This is a genomic window from Nonomuraea sp. N2-4H, from assembly GCF_045291505.1.
Lineage (GTDB): Bacteria > Actinomycetota > Actinomycetes > Streptosporangiales > Streptosporangiaceae > Nonomuraea > Nonomuraea fastidiosa.
Genome location: NZ_CP147987.1, coordinates 3,203,293 through 3,216,861, shown reverse-complemented (window position 1 = coordinate 3,216,861; position 13,569 = coordinate 3,203,293). Strand labels below are relative to the sequence as shown.

Sequence of the window (13,569 nt, the reverse complement as noted above, 5' to 3'; positions counted from 1 at the left end):
TGCGCGGGTCCGTCAGGGAACCGGCCCCCTTCCTTGCCGACCCCCAGCCGGTCGTGGGGTCACTCCGGCGGCGGCTCCACCAGGACGTGCTGCGCATCGATGTGCATCCGTTCCGCCGCGACGGCGCCTACCTGCTGGCGACCTTCGACGTCGTCTCGGAGGGCGACCGGCAGTACGTCGCGGTCCCCGCGCCGTTCTCCAACGGCTCGAACCCGTTCTCCACGAACGCCGACTACGCCAGGTTCACCCTCGTCGACCCGGCCACCAAGGCGCGGTACCTGCCGCTGAAGATGGACAAGGAGTTCGTGGAGAACTTCGTCGCGGGTCTCGACAAGGGCGAGGTCAACAGGAGCTACGTCTACTACCCCGCGCCCGCCGACTCGGTCACGTCGATCACGCTGGAGGTCGAGGGCCTCGGCTCCGTGCCCGACGTACCGATCGAGTGACCCTCACGGCGACTTCTCCGCTCCCGCGAGGCCGCACTCCGCCGCGCCACACCCGAGAACTGATCAGCGCAGTACGGCGGCCAGCAGGTCGCCGCTGAGAAGAAGCCTCCGCGGCGGCACGACGGTTGCGGTCATCTGCGCGTGGTGCTGTGATTCACCGGCCGGAGTGGCCGGTCAGGGCGCGCAGGTCGTCGAACGCCTGGAGAAGGTGATCGTCCAGGCTCTGCGACGAGTCGGCGATCCAGGCCGCGATCGCCTCGTGGAAGGCGGCCCACCCGGCCTGGGCGGCCAGCATGGCCTGCCGTTCGGCCACGCCGCGCTTGCGCAGCGCCTGCGCCACCGCCTCGGTGATGGCCGCGGCCTTGGCCAGCTCCCGCTCGCGCAGCGCGGGCGTCGCCGCGATGACCTCAAGGCGCGGCTCCGCGAACGGCCGGTTGCTCTCGGGGAGGTGCTTGACCTCGCGGAACGCGTGGAGCAGCAGGTCGAGCACGGGCAGGCCGTCGGGCGCCTCGGCCACCGCCTGCTCAAGCGCCGCGCGCAGCTCGGCCTCCCCGCTGAAGAGCACCTCGCGCTTGTCGGGGAAGTGCCGGAAGAACGTGCGCTCGTTGACGCCTGCCCGCGCGGCGATCTCGGCCGTGGTGGTCTGGTCGAACCCGCGCTCCCGGTACAGCTCCAGAGCCGCCTGTTGCAGGCGGCGGCGCGCTTCTGCTCCGCTTCGTGGCACGGTCCGCAGAATAGCTGAATGTCAGTCACTGGCGCTTCTTGACGCCAGTGACTGACACTACTTAAGGTCAGTGACTGGCATTTCTTTACGCCAGTCACTGACTTTAAGTGGGAGAGTTCCATGCATGTCTTCGTCACCGGCGGTACCGGCCAGACCGGCCCCACCGTCGTCGCCGAGCTCATCAGGGCCGGTCACACGGTCACCGGCCTCGCGCGCTCGGACGCCGCCGCCGCCAAGCTGGAGTCGCTGGGCGCCACTCCGCTGCGCGGCTCCATGGAGGACCTCGACAGCCTGCGCAGGGGCGCGGAGGCCGCCGACGGCGTGCTGCACATGGCGTACGTCATCGACTTCGCCGACCCCGACCGCATGAAGCGCGCCGACCTCGCCGCGATCGAGGCGCTCGGCCGGCCGCTCGAGGGCACGGGCAAGCCGTTCGTCATCACCTCGGGCACGGCGGTCATGCCCGAGGGCCGCGAGAGCACCGAGAAGGACGAGCCCGACAGGAACGGCCTGGCCGCCTACCGCGTCCCCAGCGAGGACGCCGCCCTGGCCTTCGCCGGTCGCGGAGTGCGCGCCATGGTGGTGCGCCTGGCCCCGACCGTCCACGGCCCGCAGGACCACGGCTTCATCCCCATGCTGATCGCCACCGCGCGCGAGAAGGGCGTCTCGGCGTACGTGGGGGACGGCTCCAACCGGTGGCCCGCCGTGCACCGGCAGGACGCGGCCGTCCTGTTCCGCCTGGCGCTGGAGAAGGCCCCGGCGGGCAGCGTGCTGCACGGCGTGGGCGAGAGCGCCGTCGTCTTCAAGAGCATCGCCGAGCTTATCGGCCGCCGCCTCGGCGTGCCCACGGTCTCACTGACCCCGGAGGAGGCCGCCACGCACTACGCCAACCCGTTCCTGGCCCGGGTGTACGCCTTCGACGGGCCCGCCTCAAGCGCGTACACGCGCGAACTCCTCGGCTGGTCGCCCGAGCACCCCACGCTGCTCGACGACATCGAGCACGGCGACTACCTGGCCGCAGGCCCGGCGGCCTAGCGGTTCTCCGGGCGTCAGGACGACTGCCGCCTCCTCGGCCCGCCCGGCGGCGACCCCCGTGCCCAGGCGCTGACCCGCCGCGCTCACGGCCCGCCTGCCAGGGAGGCATGCTGGAAGTCATCGCGCCGGCCCCGGCCCTCACGCCCGTCCGCGTCGGACCTGCCATGGACGAAGCGCCGATGCTCGCCTACGGCCTGATCACGCCCGTGGCCGGGGAGCCCGGAGACGACCCCGCCACGATCACGGTGTACGACGTCGGCAACGAGACGGTGCCGCCACCTCCCAGGGCCTGGGGAGGCGGCCCCCTCCAACAACGAGGACCGCCACCCCGCAACGGTGTCAGGCGAGCCAGCTCGCCACCTGCGACTTGACCTGGGAGTGCCAGCCGAGCGTGAGGTGGTTGACGGTGGCGATGAGCGCGGTGCCTGACACGGTGCCGATGCCCGTCGTGGACAGCGCGCTGCTGACGAACACCACGCCGTCGCTGGGCCCGCGGTTCTCGTTGTAGATGCCCACGACGGTCGGCGATCCGCCGGCCAGCAGATACGTCTTCACCGACGACGGCACCCCGGCCTGCCGGATCCGCGAGATCAGCGACCCGGCGTCGATCGCGGCCTGGATGCCGGGACCGGCCGTGTAGAAGCCCTGGCCGCCGTAGTAGGTGGTGTACCAGTCCTGCTGGGTCTGGTCGATCCCGTACGTGCCGTCGAAGCGGGCCAGCATCTGCCGCTGCCCCGGGTAGGCGTCGTGCCCGCCGGTCGGCACGAACGAGAACTCCGGATGGTAGGCGTAGACGCCGTAGCAGGTCATGTGGGTGTGCGGCGACGGCGAGTTGATCCGGCCGCCGCATTCGGGCCAGATCGACAGGTCGTGCGCCCAGCCGTGCGCGAACGGGTAGTCGTAGCCGGCGTTCGGCCCGCCGATCGTGATGAGCTTGCGCACGTCGCCCGCGTACGAGCGGCCCCAGCTCGGCTTGACCGACGAGACGTACATGCGGGTCGACATCATGCCCTTGCTCCACCCCACCAGGTCCACGGACGAGACGCCGAGCCGGTCCTTGATGATCGCGATCGCGTCGCCGACCTGCTGGGCCTGCATGAGGTTGTCGCCCTCCTTGTGGGCGAACCCGATCGCGAACACCCGGTGACCGGCGTCGACCAGGTGCTGCATCAGCCCCGTACGCGGGCAGGTGAGCGCGCCGCAGCCGAACCCGCCGGATTCGCCGGGGTTCGCCCAGGCCCGGTCGGGGTTGTCGTTGGCGCCGTGCACCAGCAGGACCGGGGTGGTCTTGGGGTTGGTGTTCCAGCCGGGCGCGTAGTAGAGCAGGAACCGGCCGGAGAAGGGCCGCTTGACGCCGCCGAAGAAGGTCAGGCGCTGACCGTCCTGGTCGCCGCGGCCGTCCGGCGGGTAGTCCTCCTGGGTGAAGCCGGGGGTGGTGTCGAGGTACCGCTCGACCTTGGCCCAGCCGTTGGCGACGCCGGTGTACGTGGCCTCCAAGGTGAGGTACGACGGGGTCGCGGCATGGGCGGTGGCCGGCACCAGCAGCGCGGCGAGCAGCACCGCGACCGTCCACAGATAACGCATCGGGCCTCCTGTCACAGGGATCCGGCGACCGCCACGGCGGCGTGCCGGCAACCCCGGAGATCGCCCGTTATCGTCACCGGATCCGAGCGGCCGTTCCAGCGCCGCCCGCCACACTTTCGCCGCGCCCCTGGTGTGCCCGAGGCACATTCAGCGGGAGGCGCGCAGCCGGGCGGTGGCCTCCTCGTCCACCTCGAACGTGACCGGGTCCACCGAGACGCCGTAGTCGCGGGCCGCCGCCTCCACGCTGACGAACCCGTTGCGGACGTCCGCCGCCACCCGCGCGGGCTCGCGTTCGAACGGGTCGCCGTAGCCGCCTCCGCCGCCGGTGTTGTTGACGAGCACCTCGCCCGCCTCCAGCCGGTTGTAGCTGCCGCCCTGCACCACCTCGCGGTCGGTGCCCGGGTTGAGTATGACGTGGTTGCTCTCGCCTGGCCTGCCGCCGCCGATGGCCCACGGCCGGGTCTTGGTCTTGTAGACCAGGCAGATGCCGGTGGAGGGCGCGGTGAAACGGTAGGTGCGGCCGACGCCGACGCCGCCCCGGTGCCGGCCTGGGCCGCCGCTGTCGGGGCGGTAGCCGTACCACTCGATGAACATCGGTGACTTGGTCTCCAGCACCTCCACCGGGTTGTTGCGGCAGCCGGGCTCCGACAGGTGCATGATGCCGTCCTCGCCGTCGCCGCCCGCGTGGCCGCCGAAGCCGACGGCCTCGTTGGTCGCCTCCAGCCACGCCTCGCCGGTGCGCGGGTTGACGCCGAGTCCCATCATCGAGCACACGTCGCCGCCCGAGCAGGCGGGCACGCGGTCCGGCATGCCCTGGGCCAGCGCCTTGAGCACGACCTCGCCGCCGAGCAGCCCGGTCCACAGCGTGAACGTCGGCATGGGCGGCACCGCGTGCATCACCGAGCCGGGCTCGGTGACCACCCGCAGCGGGCGGAAGTTGCCGGCGACGACGGGGGTGTCCGGCGTGGTGAGCGCCTTGAAGATGAGGCTGCAGAACGCCTCCGTCTGGCCGAGCGGCAGGTTGATCGGGCCTTTGACGTCGCGCTCGCTGCCGGTCCAGTCGATGACCATCTCGTCGTCGCTGATGGTGACGGTGACGTTCAGCTTGATCAGGCGGTCGGTGTCGATGCCGTCGCTGTCCACGAAGTCGTGCGCCGTCCAGGTGCCCTTGGGCAGCTTGGCCAGGGCCAGCCTGGCCAGCCGTTCGCCGTGGTCGTTGATGGCGTCCATGGCGGCGGTGAGCACCCCCGCGCCGTACTTGGCGGCGATCTGCTGGGTCCTGCGCACGCCGGTCACGCACGCCGACACCTGCGCCTGGATGTCGCCGATGGTCCGCTCGGGCATCCGGCTGTTGAAGCGGATGATGTTGAACACGTCGTCGTTCTGCACCCCGCGCCGGTAGAGCCGGGAGCAGGGGAAGAACAGGCCCTCCTGGTACATGTCGGTGGAGTCCAGGACGTAGCCGGGGTCCTTCTGCTTCAGGTCGAGCACGTGGATCCGGCAGGAGGCGAACCCGATCAGCTCGCCGTCGTGGTGGATGGGCGCGAAGACCAGCGGGTCGAGGGTGTGCGCGGAGGCCCAGTACGGATAGTTCAGGATGAACACGTCGCCGGGCTCCAGCGCGTCGCGGCCCAGGAACTCGATCGCCCGCTTGATGCCGTGGTCGTTGCCCCGGGTGAACACCGCGATGCCGGGTGCGTCGGCCACCACGTCGCCGTGGGCGTCGTGGATGCCGATGCCGTAGTCGTGGATCTCGTAGACGACCGTGTTGTACGCGGTGCGGCACAGGTTGCGTGCCATCTCGTCGGCGGCGGCGAGCAGGCCGTGCCGGATGATCTCCGTGGTGATGGAGTCCGTCGTGGTGGTGGTGCTCACTACTGCCTCCCGGTCCTGTCGTTCACGGAAATGACCAGCTCGCCGTAGCGGCCGACGCGCAGACTGTCGCCGGCGTGGATGACGGACGTGGCCGTGTGCTCGGTGATCACCGCGGGCCCGGTGATGAGGTCGCCCGCCAGCAGGTCCTCGCGGATGTAGACGCGGTATTCGGCGGCCGGCTCGTCCTCCGACAGGTAGACCCGGCGGGTGCCGGCCGGTCGCGGCTCGCCCGATGCGCGTTCGGGCATGGTGGGCAGCTCGGGTTTGTCGACGGTGCCGGTGGCGCGCAGCCGCAGCGTGGTGACCTCGACGGGGTCGTCCATCGTGTGGCCGTACTGCCGCTCGTGCAGCTCGGCGAAGGCGGACGCGACGGCCGCGCCGAACGTCTCGGGGTCGTCGGGACAGGAGACCGTGACCGAGTGCTCCTGCCCCTGGTAGCGGACGTCGAGCGTACGCGTCAGCACGCGCCGGTCGGGGCCGAAGCCCTCCGCTTCGAGCTGCTCGGCCGCCGCCGCCTCCATCTCCCGGTAGACGGCGTCGGCGGCGGCCGCGTCGAGGGAGGCCAGCGGGGTGACGAGGGTGCGGGCGTAGTCGTGCTGCACGTCCGCGAGCAGCATGCCGAACGCGGAGAACGCGCCCTGGCCCGGCGGCACGATCACGGTCGAGATGCCCAGCTCCCTGGCCACCTCGACGGCCACCAGGCCCCCTCCCCGCCGAACGACAGCAGCGCGAAGTCCTTCGGGTCGCGCCCCAGCTCCACGGTGATCGCGCGGACCGCGCCCATGATCTTCATAGTGGAGATCTGCACGATGCCGCGCGCCAGCGCCTCGGTGGACAGGCCGAGCCGGGCGGCGATGGGCTGCAGCGCCTTGTCGGCCAGGTCGCGGTCGAGGGTGAGCGTGCCGCCGAGCGGGCTGTCGGCGCCGAGGTGGCCGAGCACCAGCGCGGCGTCGGTGAAGGTGGGGGCGGTGCCGCCCTTGCCGTACGAGGCGGGGCCCGGCGCCGCGCCCGCGCTCTGCGGGCCGACCTGCAGCGCGTCGGCCTCGTCCAGCCAGGCGATGGAGCCGCCGCCCGCGCCGATGGTGTGGATGTAGAGCGACGGCGTGTTGATCGGCAGTCCCTCGAACTCCGCGCCCTGGTAGAGGACCGGCTCGTGGTCGAGGATGAGCGAGGCGTCGAGGCTGGTGCCGCCCATGTCGATGGTGATGAGGTTGGGCTGGTCCAGCAGCCGCGACAGCGCCGCCGCGCCGATGACGCCGCCGGCGGGGCCGGACAGGATGAGGCTGACCGGCTGCTCGCGGGCCGCCTGCGCGGTCATCGCGCCGCCGCCGGAGCGGGTCATGAGGAACCGGCCCCGGAAGCCGTCGCCCGCCAGCTCGCCCTCCAGCTCGCGCAGGTAGCGGTGGACGATCGGCTTGACGTAGGCGTCCAGCACGGCGGTGCTGGTCCGCTCGTACTCGCGGTACTCCCTGGACAGCTCGTGCGACAGCGTGACCGCGACGCCGGGCGCGACCTCGGCGAGCACCTCCCGCATGCGCAGCTCGTGCTCGGGGTTGGCGTACGAGTGCAGGAACGCCACCGCGACGGAGCCATAGCCGCGCTCGGCGATGACGGTGGCCACCCGGCGGGCGTCCTCCTCGTCGAACGGCGTGTGCACGCTCCCGTCGAACAGGCACCGCTCGCGCACCTCGAAGGTGTCGTAGCGCTCCAGCAGCGCGGGCGGCTTGCGGTAGGTGATGTCGTAGTTGGTCCTGCGGTCGGTACGCCCGAGCAGGTAGACGTCACGGAAGCCCTTCGTCGCGATGACCGCGGTGCGCGCTCCCGTCCTGGTGAGCAGCGCGTTGAGGCCGAGCGTGGTGCCGTGCGTGAACATCGTGATGGCCGGCGTGCCGGACTCGGCCAGCGCGAAGGCGTTCATGACACCGCGCGCCGGCGCGTCCGGCGTGGTGGGGACCTTGCCGAAGCTGAGCGCGCCCGTCTCCGGGTTCAGCTCCACCACGTCGGTGAACGTGCCACCGACGTCGATCGCAAGCCTGCTCATCGTTCCGCCTTTCTGGGTAGTTCGTGCGTGGCCGCGAGCGATGGGGTCGGCGGGCCGGTCATCGTCGTCTGCTCGCCACGCTCAGCGCGACGGCGGCCAGGATGACCACGCCGGTCGTCAGGTCCTTGAAGAACGGGTTGGCGTTGAGGATGTCGAAGCCGTTGTCGATCAGCGCCAGCAGGTACACGCCGCAGACCGAGCGCCAGATCGCGCCGACGCCGCCGTAGATGCTGGTGCCGCCGAGGATGACCGCCGCGATCGCCAGCAGTTGCAGGCCGTCGCCCGCCTGCGGCTGCCCGGTGCCGATTCGCGACACCCCGATGGCGGCCGCGATGCCGGCGGCCAGGCCGCTGTAGAGGAACGTGTACAGCCTGATCCGGTTCACCCGGATGCCGGACAGCTCGGCGGCCTCGGCGTTGCCGCCGACGGACAGCACGTACCTGCCGAACGCGGTGCGGTTCAGCAGGAACCCCGACAGCAGGGCGAAGACCGCGAGGATGACGATCGCGTAGTAGACCGGGCCGATGCCGCCCCGCCCGAGCGCGGTGAACCCGCCGGCCGGGACGCTGATGAGGAAACCGCCGGTGATCAGCACGGCCAGCCCGCCGTACACGAGGCTGGAGGCCAGCGTCGCCAGGAACGAGTGGATGCGCAGCCGGGTGATCGCCACCCCGTTCACCAGGCCGAGCGCGGCCCCGGCGAGCGGCGCGGCGAGCAGGCCGAGCACCGGGCTGCCCAGGTGCACCGCGACCCAGGCGGCCACCACGTTGGCGACGCTGAAGATCGCCCCGGTGGACAGGTCGAAGCCGCCGCAGATGACGACGAGCGTCCCGGCCACCGCGATGATCGCCAGCGGGGCGTTCTGGTTGAGGATGTTCAGCAGGTTCGTGAGGGTGAGGAACGACGACGTCGACACGCTCAGCACCACGAAGAGCGCCACGAGCATGATCAGGACGGCGTAGTGGCGCACCAGGGCCGGCACGTTGACGCCGGTGGTTCCCGCGCGCGCCGGTGCGGTGGCGGTCATGGCCTTCCCTCCCTGGAAGTTTCTGCGGGCTGCTCCACCTCGAAGAGGCGCTGCAGGATCTCGTCGACGGACGTGCCGGGGCCGGGGACCTCGCCGACGATCGAGCCGCCGCGTACGAGGTGGACCCGGTGGCTGAGCCCGGCGACCTCCTCCAGCTCGGAGGAGATGAGCAGGATGCCGGTGCCGGCCGCGGCGATCTCCACGATGAGCTGGTAGATGCGGGACTTGGCGCCGACGTCCACGCCTCTGGTGGGCTCGTCGAGTATCAGCAGCTCGGGGCGGCCGAGCAGCCACTTGGCGAACAGCACCTTCTGCTGGTTGCCGCCGGAGTAGACCGCGATGTCGCCGTCGAGCGCGGCCGGGCGTACGCCGAGACGCTCGATCAGCTCGCGCACCGCCGCCCGCTCGCCGCCGCGCGACAGCACGCCCGTGCGGGTGAAGCGGCCGAGGTGCGGCAGCGTCACGTTCTCCAGGACCGGGCGGAGCAGCACCAGGCCCTGGGCGCGGCGGTCCTCGGGGATCATGGCCATGCCGCGGGCGATCGACGCGCGCGGCGAGGCGTCCGTGACCGGCTCCCCGCGGAACAGCACCTCACCGGAGCCGATGCGGTCGCAGCCGAACAGCGCGCGGGCGATCTCCGTACGGCCGCTGCCGACCAGCCCGGCCAGCCCGACGATCTCGCCGGGGCGCACCCGCAGCGACACGCCGCTGACCGCGCCCGCGTGCACGTCGCGCATCTCGGCCACCGGCGGCGTGTCGGGGGGCGGCGCGGGCGGGCGTTCGGGCAGCAGCATGTCGGCGGGCTCGCCGAGCATGGCCTCGACCAGGCCGGCCTTGGTCTCCTGCGCGGCGGGCGCCGTCCTGATCACCCGGCCGTCCCGCATGACCGTGACGCGGTCGCAGTTGGCGAGCACGTCGTCGAGGAAGTGGGTGACGTAGACGACGGTGGTGCCGCGCTCGCGCAGCCAGCGCATGATCTCGTGCAGCCGCTCGCTCTCGTCGGCGGTGAGCGACGACGTGGGCTCGTCCATGACGATGATCCGCGCGTCCCGGGCCAGGGCCCGCATGATCTCGACCTTCTGCTGGTCGGCGATCGGCAGGCTCTGGACCGGCGCGTCGGCGGGCAGCCCGAAACCGCAGAGCTTCTCCAGCTCCCGGTAGCGGGCGTCCAGGTCCCGGTGCAGGACGCCGAACGTGCGGTGCTCCCGGCCGAGGAACACGTTCTCCGCCACGGTCAGCGCCGGGACCAGGCACAGCTCCTGCGCGATGATCACGACGCCGGCGTCCTGCGCCCGCCTGGTGTCCCAGCGCTGCACCGCCCGGCCGAACACCTCGAGCTCGCCCGAGTCCGGCTGGTAGAGCCCGCCGATGACCTTGCCGAGCGTGGACTTGCCCGCGCCGTTCTCGCCGACCAGGCCGTGCACCTCGCCCTCGAAGAGGGACAGCGACACCGAGTCGAGCGCCTGCGTGGAGCCGAAGCGGACGGACAGCTCGCGTACGGTGGCGGCCACCGCCGGTGCCGGTCCGCCCATCAATCGGCCCACTCGCCGGCGAAGTCGGGGTGCTCGTCCAGGATCTCCTTGGTGACGATCACCGGTACGGGGCCCAGCGTGTTGGCGTCGATCACCGGTGTGACCGGCTTGCCGCGCACCGCGTTGACCACCTGCTCCAGCGCGGCCCTGCCCATGCTGTTGGGGAAGTCCACCTGGTCGGCGGCCCATGTGCCGGCGCGTACCTGCTTGATGGCCTCCTGGTTGCCGCCGCCGCCCGTCACGTACATCTTGCTCAGGTCGTATCCGGCGCTCTCCAGCGCGACCTGGGCGCCGATGGTCTGCTGGTCGGCGTTGGACAGCACTACGTCGAGCTTGGGGTTGGCCTGCAGGATGTTCTGCATGGCCTTCAGCGAGGTGTCGCGGTCGTAGTTGCCCTGGCCGGTGGCGACGACCTTGATGTTGGGATGCCCGTCGAGCACCGACCGGTACGCCTTGTTGCGCAGGTTGTCGAACGGGAACTGAAGCTGGCCGATGAGGATCGCGACCCGGCACGGGTCCTTGTCCTCGCAGTACTCGACGACGCCTGCCGCGAGTTTCTTGGAGTTCTCCTCCGTGTTGGCCGCCACAGTGGAGACGATGCCCTCGACCTGCGGCTTCAACTCCGTCAGGTTCGGGCCGACGGGGAAGAGCGTGGTCACCACGGGGATCTTGGCCTGGGCCGCCGCCGGGATGGCGGCCGCGATGCCGACGTTGTCGTTGGGCACCAGCACGATGCCGTCGTAGGTGCCCTGGCTTGCGACGTTCTGCACCTGGTTGAACTGGGTCTGGCTGTCGAACTTGCCGTCGAAGATCGTCACCTCGACGTCGCCGTACTCTTTGGCCTTGGCCACGGCGCCGTCGTACACGGCCTTGTTGAAGCCGTTCTGGCTGGAGGAGGCGAGCAGGGCGATGCGCACCTGGCCCGATTTGCCGCTGGGGGCGGCGCTTGCGGAGGAGTAGACCTGGGAGACGTCGGAGTTGCAGCCCGCGAGGGTCAGGCTGACAAGCGCGGAGGCCGCGATCACCAGTCTGCGTTGGGGGTTGGACAGTGGTTTCACAGGCACCTCTATTTCATGGTGCGTATGTTTCCGCAGGTAGCGACCTGTCTTGAATCAGTACCATGTCACACTGCAACTCGTGGGTCAACGGTGCAATGTCATTCGATAGACGCCGCCGCTTCCCGAGATACATGCGTTTTGCATAGAATTTCGGTATGAAGTCGGCACTGGAGGCGGCCATCAACGAGTGGCACGCGAGCGTGAACGACGGCGACCTGGAGCGCTCGGCGCGGGCGGTCGGCGATCCGGTCGTCGTCCTGGGGCCGAAGGGCGCGGGACCGATCACGCCCGAGCAGTTCGCGCAGTGGGTGGAGCGCTCCGGGATCAGGCTGCGGCCGCGCTCGTGGCATCCGGTCGGCGAGCGCCTCATGGTCGTGGAGCAGGACGCCACCTGGCCGCAGAGCCAGGAGCCGGTATGCGTGGCGACGGTCTTCCGGGTGGCCGGGGGCAAGGTGACGGCCGCTCTCCGGCTGCCGGATCTGCGGCAGGCGCTGGAGCTGGCGTACATCTGCCGCGAGATGGCGGCCACCGAGTGAGCGCCATGGGGCCGGGGCAGGTGCTGTTCGCGTTCGTCCGGCACTGGTCGCGCAGGCCCGCCCTGACCGGCGGCGGCAAGGTGTCCGAACACGGCCGGCTCGTCCTCGTCACCGAGGCCGTCCACGCGCTGGCCCGGCGCGGGGCCGAGGCGACGGTCAACGCGGTGGCGCACGAGATCGGCATCGACCAGAGCGGCGCGTCCCGGCTGGTCAAGAGCGCGGTGGCGGCCGGGTACCTCACGCTGCGCGCGTCTGAGGCGGACGGCCGCCGGCGCGAGGCCGCGCTCACGCCCCTCGGTCACACCCTGCTCGACCAGGCCCACGAATGGCAGGAGCAGGTCTTCGAACGGCTGACGGAGGGCTGGAGCGAGCAGCGCCGCCGCGACTTCCAGCGGGCGATGGAGGAGCTGATCGACCGCTCGTACGCGCTGGACGCCTGAGCCGTCAGCCCTGACGGGCGCGGTCGGCGTTGGCCATGATGGCGTCGTGGATGTACCGGGACAGCCCCGGCGCCATGTCGTCGTAGTTGCGGCCGATCCGCTGGTTGGCGAGGTAGGCCCTGGCCAGCTCGCGGTGGACGTCGTGGTCGCAGTCGTGAAAGCGCCGGTGCAGGTGCAGCCGGTGCTCTTCGGCCAGGTCCATGACGGCGGGGTCGTCGGCGGGCAGGCCGGCGTTCATCGCCTCCGGCAGCCGCCGGTGGATGCCCGCCTGCTCCTCGCGGATCTCGGCCCAGTCGGCGGCCGAGTACGCCGATGAGCGCTCCCGGCGCTGCCGCCACTGCGCGGAGCCGCCGAACAGCTCTTCCGCCCGTGCCGCGTTGTCCTCCAGACGGGTGCTGCCGATGATCTCCAGCCGCTCCTGGGGGGTGAGGGTGAGGCCGAGCCTGCGCGCGCCGAGCTCCCTGTCGATGGCGGCGACCATGGCCTGCTGCCGCTGGATGCGTTCGCCGAGCAGCGCGCGCTGCTCCCGCAGCCGGTCGGCGTCGTCGCGGGCCGGGTCGGCCAGGATGGCGGCGATCGCGTCGAGGCCGAAGTCCAGCTCCCGGTAGAACAGGACGCGCTGCAACCTGCGCAGGTCGTCGTCGGAGTAGAGCCGGTAGCCCGCCGGGCTGCGCTCGCTCGGCGTCAGCAGGCCGATCTCGTCGTAGTGGTGCAGCGTGCGTACGGAGACGCCGGTCAGGTCGGCGATGACGCCGACGGTGTACTCGCGTGCGGTCATGCGCACACTGTGCCGCCTGACGCGGCGTGCGGGTCAAACCCCCGCTCAAGCAGCGGCGAGCAGCGCGTTCGCGCGGGACAGGACGGTGGCGAGCACGCGGCCGGCGGTGGCCAGGTCTTCCTCCGGCAGGTCGCCCCACAGCTCGCCGGTGATGCGGGTGATGGCGGCGCGGACCTCACCCCACTGGGCCTGGCCGCGCTCGGTGACCTCGACGGTGCCGTCCTGGCCGATGCGCAGCAGGCCGTGGCCGGCCAGCTCGGCGATGCGGCGGTGCGCCGTGGCGTGGTCGACCTTCAGCGAGTGGGCCGCCTGCTCGGCGAGGGCGTCACCTGAGAGGGGCTCGCCGCTGGTCGCCGCGAGGGTGAGCGTCACCCACTGGGGTTCGGTGATGCCGGTCCCGGCCAGCAGCCGGTCGAGGAGGGCGTTGAGCGCCTTCTCGGTCTGTCCGACGACTCGGGTGCTGAAGGTGTGGTCGGTGGTCATACGGGCATCC

General features: G+C 71.2%; 13 protein-coding genes and 1 pseudogene. 4 read left to right on the top strand and 10 right to left on the bottom strand.

Translation table 11 applies throughout. The features are described 5' to 3' along the window. The first annotated feature begins 53 nt into the window (after positions 1–53). The gene (locus WBK31_RS14870; RefSeq protein WP_406675587.1) at positions 54–446 is read left to right on the top strand and encodes a hypothetical protein; all 393 of its coding nucleotides are present in this window, start codon (positions 54–56) and stop codon (positions 444–446) included. A gap of 154 nt (positions 447–600) precedes the next feature. Here the strand turns inward: WBK31_RS14870 and WBK31_RS14865 are convergent, their stop codons facing one another. Continuing rightward, positions 601–1,170 carry a TetR family transcriptional regulator gene (locus tag WBK31_RS14865; protein WP_364050861.1) on the bottom strand — a complete coding sequence of 190 codons (570 nt, stop codon included), beginning with the start codon at positions 1,168–1,170 and terminating at the stop codon, positions 601–603. Positions 1,171–1,290: 120 nt separating this feature from the next. Here WBK31_RS14865 and WBK31_RS14860 point away from each other — a divergent pair, with 120 nt between their 5' ends. Continuing rightward, entirely contained in the window at positions 1,291–2,205 is a 915-nt protein-coding gene (locus WBK31_RS14860) for an SDR family oxidoreductase (RefSeq protein ID WP_364050858.1), read from the top strand. Positions 2,206–2,544: 339 nt separating this feature from the next. Here the strand turns inward: WBK31_RS14860 and WBK31_RS14855 are convergent, their stop codons facing one another. The 7 genes and pseudogenes from WBK31_RS14855 to WBK31_RS14825 form a co-directional block, all read right to left on the bottom strand. Further along, a complete protein-coding gene (locus WBK31_RS14855) occupies positions 2,545–3,789 on the bottom strand; it encodes an esterase/lipase family protein (RefSeq protein ID WP_406675050.1) in 1,245 nt (414 codons plus the stop codon). Positions 3,790–3,936: 147 nt separating this feature from the next. Continuing rightward, on the bottom strand, positions 3,937–5,664 hold the full coding sequence (locus tag WBK31_RS14850; RefSeq protein ID WP_364050831.1) for a hydantoinase B/oxoprolinase family protein: 1,728 nt from the start codon (positions 5,662–5,664) through the stop codon (positions 3,937–3,939). Then, entirely contained in the window at positions 5,664–6,281 is a 618-nt protein-coding gene (locus WBK31_RS14845) for a hypothetical protein (RefSeq protein WP_406675498.1), read from the bottom strand. The genes WBK31_RS14850 and WBK31_RS14845 overlap by 1 nt, the downstream gene beginning before the upstream one ends. A 33-nt stretch (positions 6,282–6,314) precedes the next feature. Beyond that, positions 6,315–7,705, bottom strand: a pseudogene (locus WBK31_RS14840) (hydantoinase/oxoprolinase family protein); the annotation flags it as partial. 58 nt (positions 7,706–7,763) lie between these two features. Continuing rightward, positions 7,764–8,732: an ABC transporter permease gene (locus tag WBK31_RS14835; RefSeq protein WP_406675049.1), complete on the bottom strand. Its 969-nt coding sequence runs from the start codon at positions 8,730–8,732 to the stop codon at positions 7,764–7,766. Continuing rightward, positions 8,729–10,264, bottom strand: a complete 1,536-nt coding sequence (locus WBK31_RS14830; RefSeq protein WP_406675048.1) for a sugar ABC transporter ATP-binding protein — start codon at positions 10,262–10,264, stop codon at positions 8,729–8,731. The genes WBK31_RS14835 and WBK31_RS14830 overlap by 4 nt, the downstream gene beginning before the upstream one ends. Continuing rightward, complete coding sequence (locus WBK31_RS14825) at positions 10,264–11,328, bottom strand: sugar ABC transporter substrate-binding protein (RefSeq protein ID WP_406675047.1); 1,065 nt, start codon at positions 11,326–11,328, stop codon at positions 10,264–10,266. The genes WBK31_RS14830 and WBK31_RS14825 overlap by 1 nt, the downstream gene beginning before the upstream one ends. A gap of 149 nt (positions 11,329–11,477) precedes the next feature. Here WBK31_RS14825 and WBK31_RS14820 point away from each other — a divergent pair, with 149 nt between their 5' ends. Both WBK31_RS14820 and WBK31_RS14815 read left to right on the top strand, forming a co-directional pair. Next, on the top strand, positions 11,478–11,858 hold the full coding sequence (locus WBK31_RS14820) for a hypothetical protein (RefSeq protein WP_406675046.1): 381 nt from the start codon (positions 11,478–11,480) through the stop codon (positions 11,856–11,858). A gap of 5 nt (positions 11,859–11,863) precedes the next feature. Next, positions 11,864–12,298: a MarR family winged helix-turn-helix transcriptional regulator gene (locus tag WBK31_RS14815; protein ID WP_364057382.1), complete on the top strand. Its 435-nt coding sequence runs from the start codon at positions 11,864–11,866 to the stop codon at positions 12,296–12,298. A 4-nt stretch (positions 12,299–12,302) separates the two neighbouring features. Here WBK31_RS14815 and WBK31_RS14810 read toward each other — a convergent pair whose 3' ends face one another. Both WBK31_RS14810 and WBK31_RS14805 read right to left on the bottom strand, forming a co-directional pair. Beyond that, positions 12,303–13,076 (bottom strand): MerR family transcriptional regulator, encoded by a 774-nt coding sequence (locus tag WBK31_RS14810; RefSeq protein WP_406675045.1) that lies wholly within the window; start codon positions 13,074–13,076, stop codon positions 12,303–12,305. 45 nt (positions 13,077–13,121) lie between these two features. After that, on the bottom strand, positions 13,122–13,559 hold the full coding sequence (locus tag WBK31_RS14805) for a hypothetical protein (protein WP_364050810.1): 438 nt from the start codon (positions 13,557–13,559) through the stop codon (positions 13,122–13,124). Positions 13,560–13,569 lie beyond the last annotated feature (10 nt).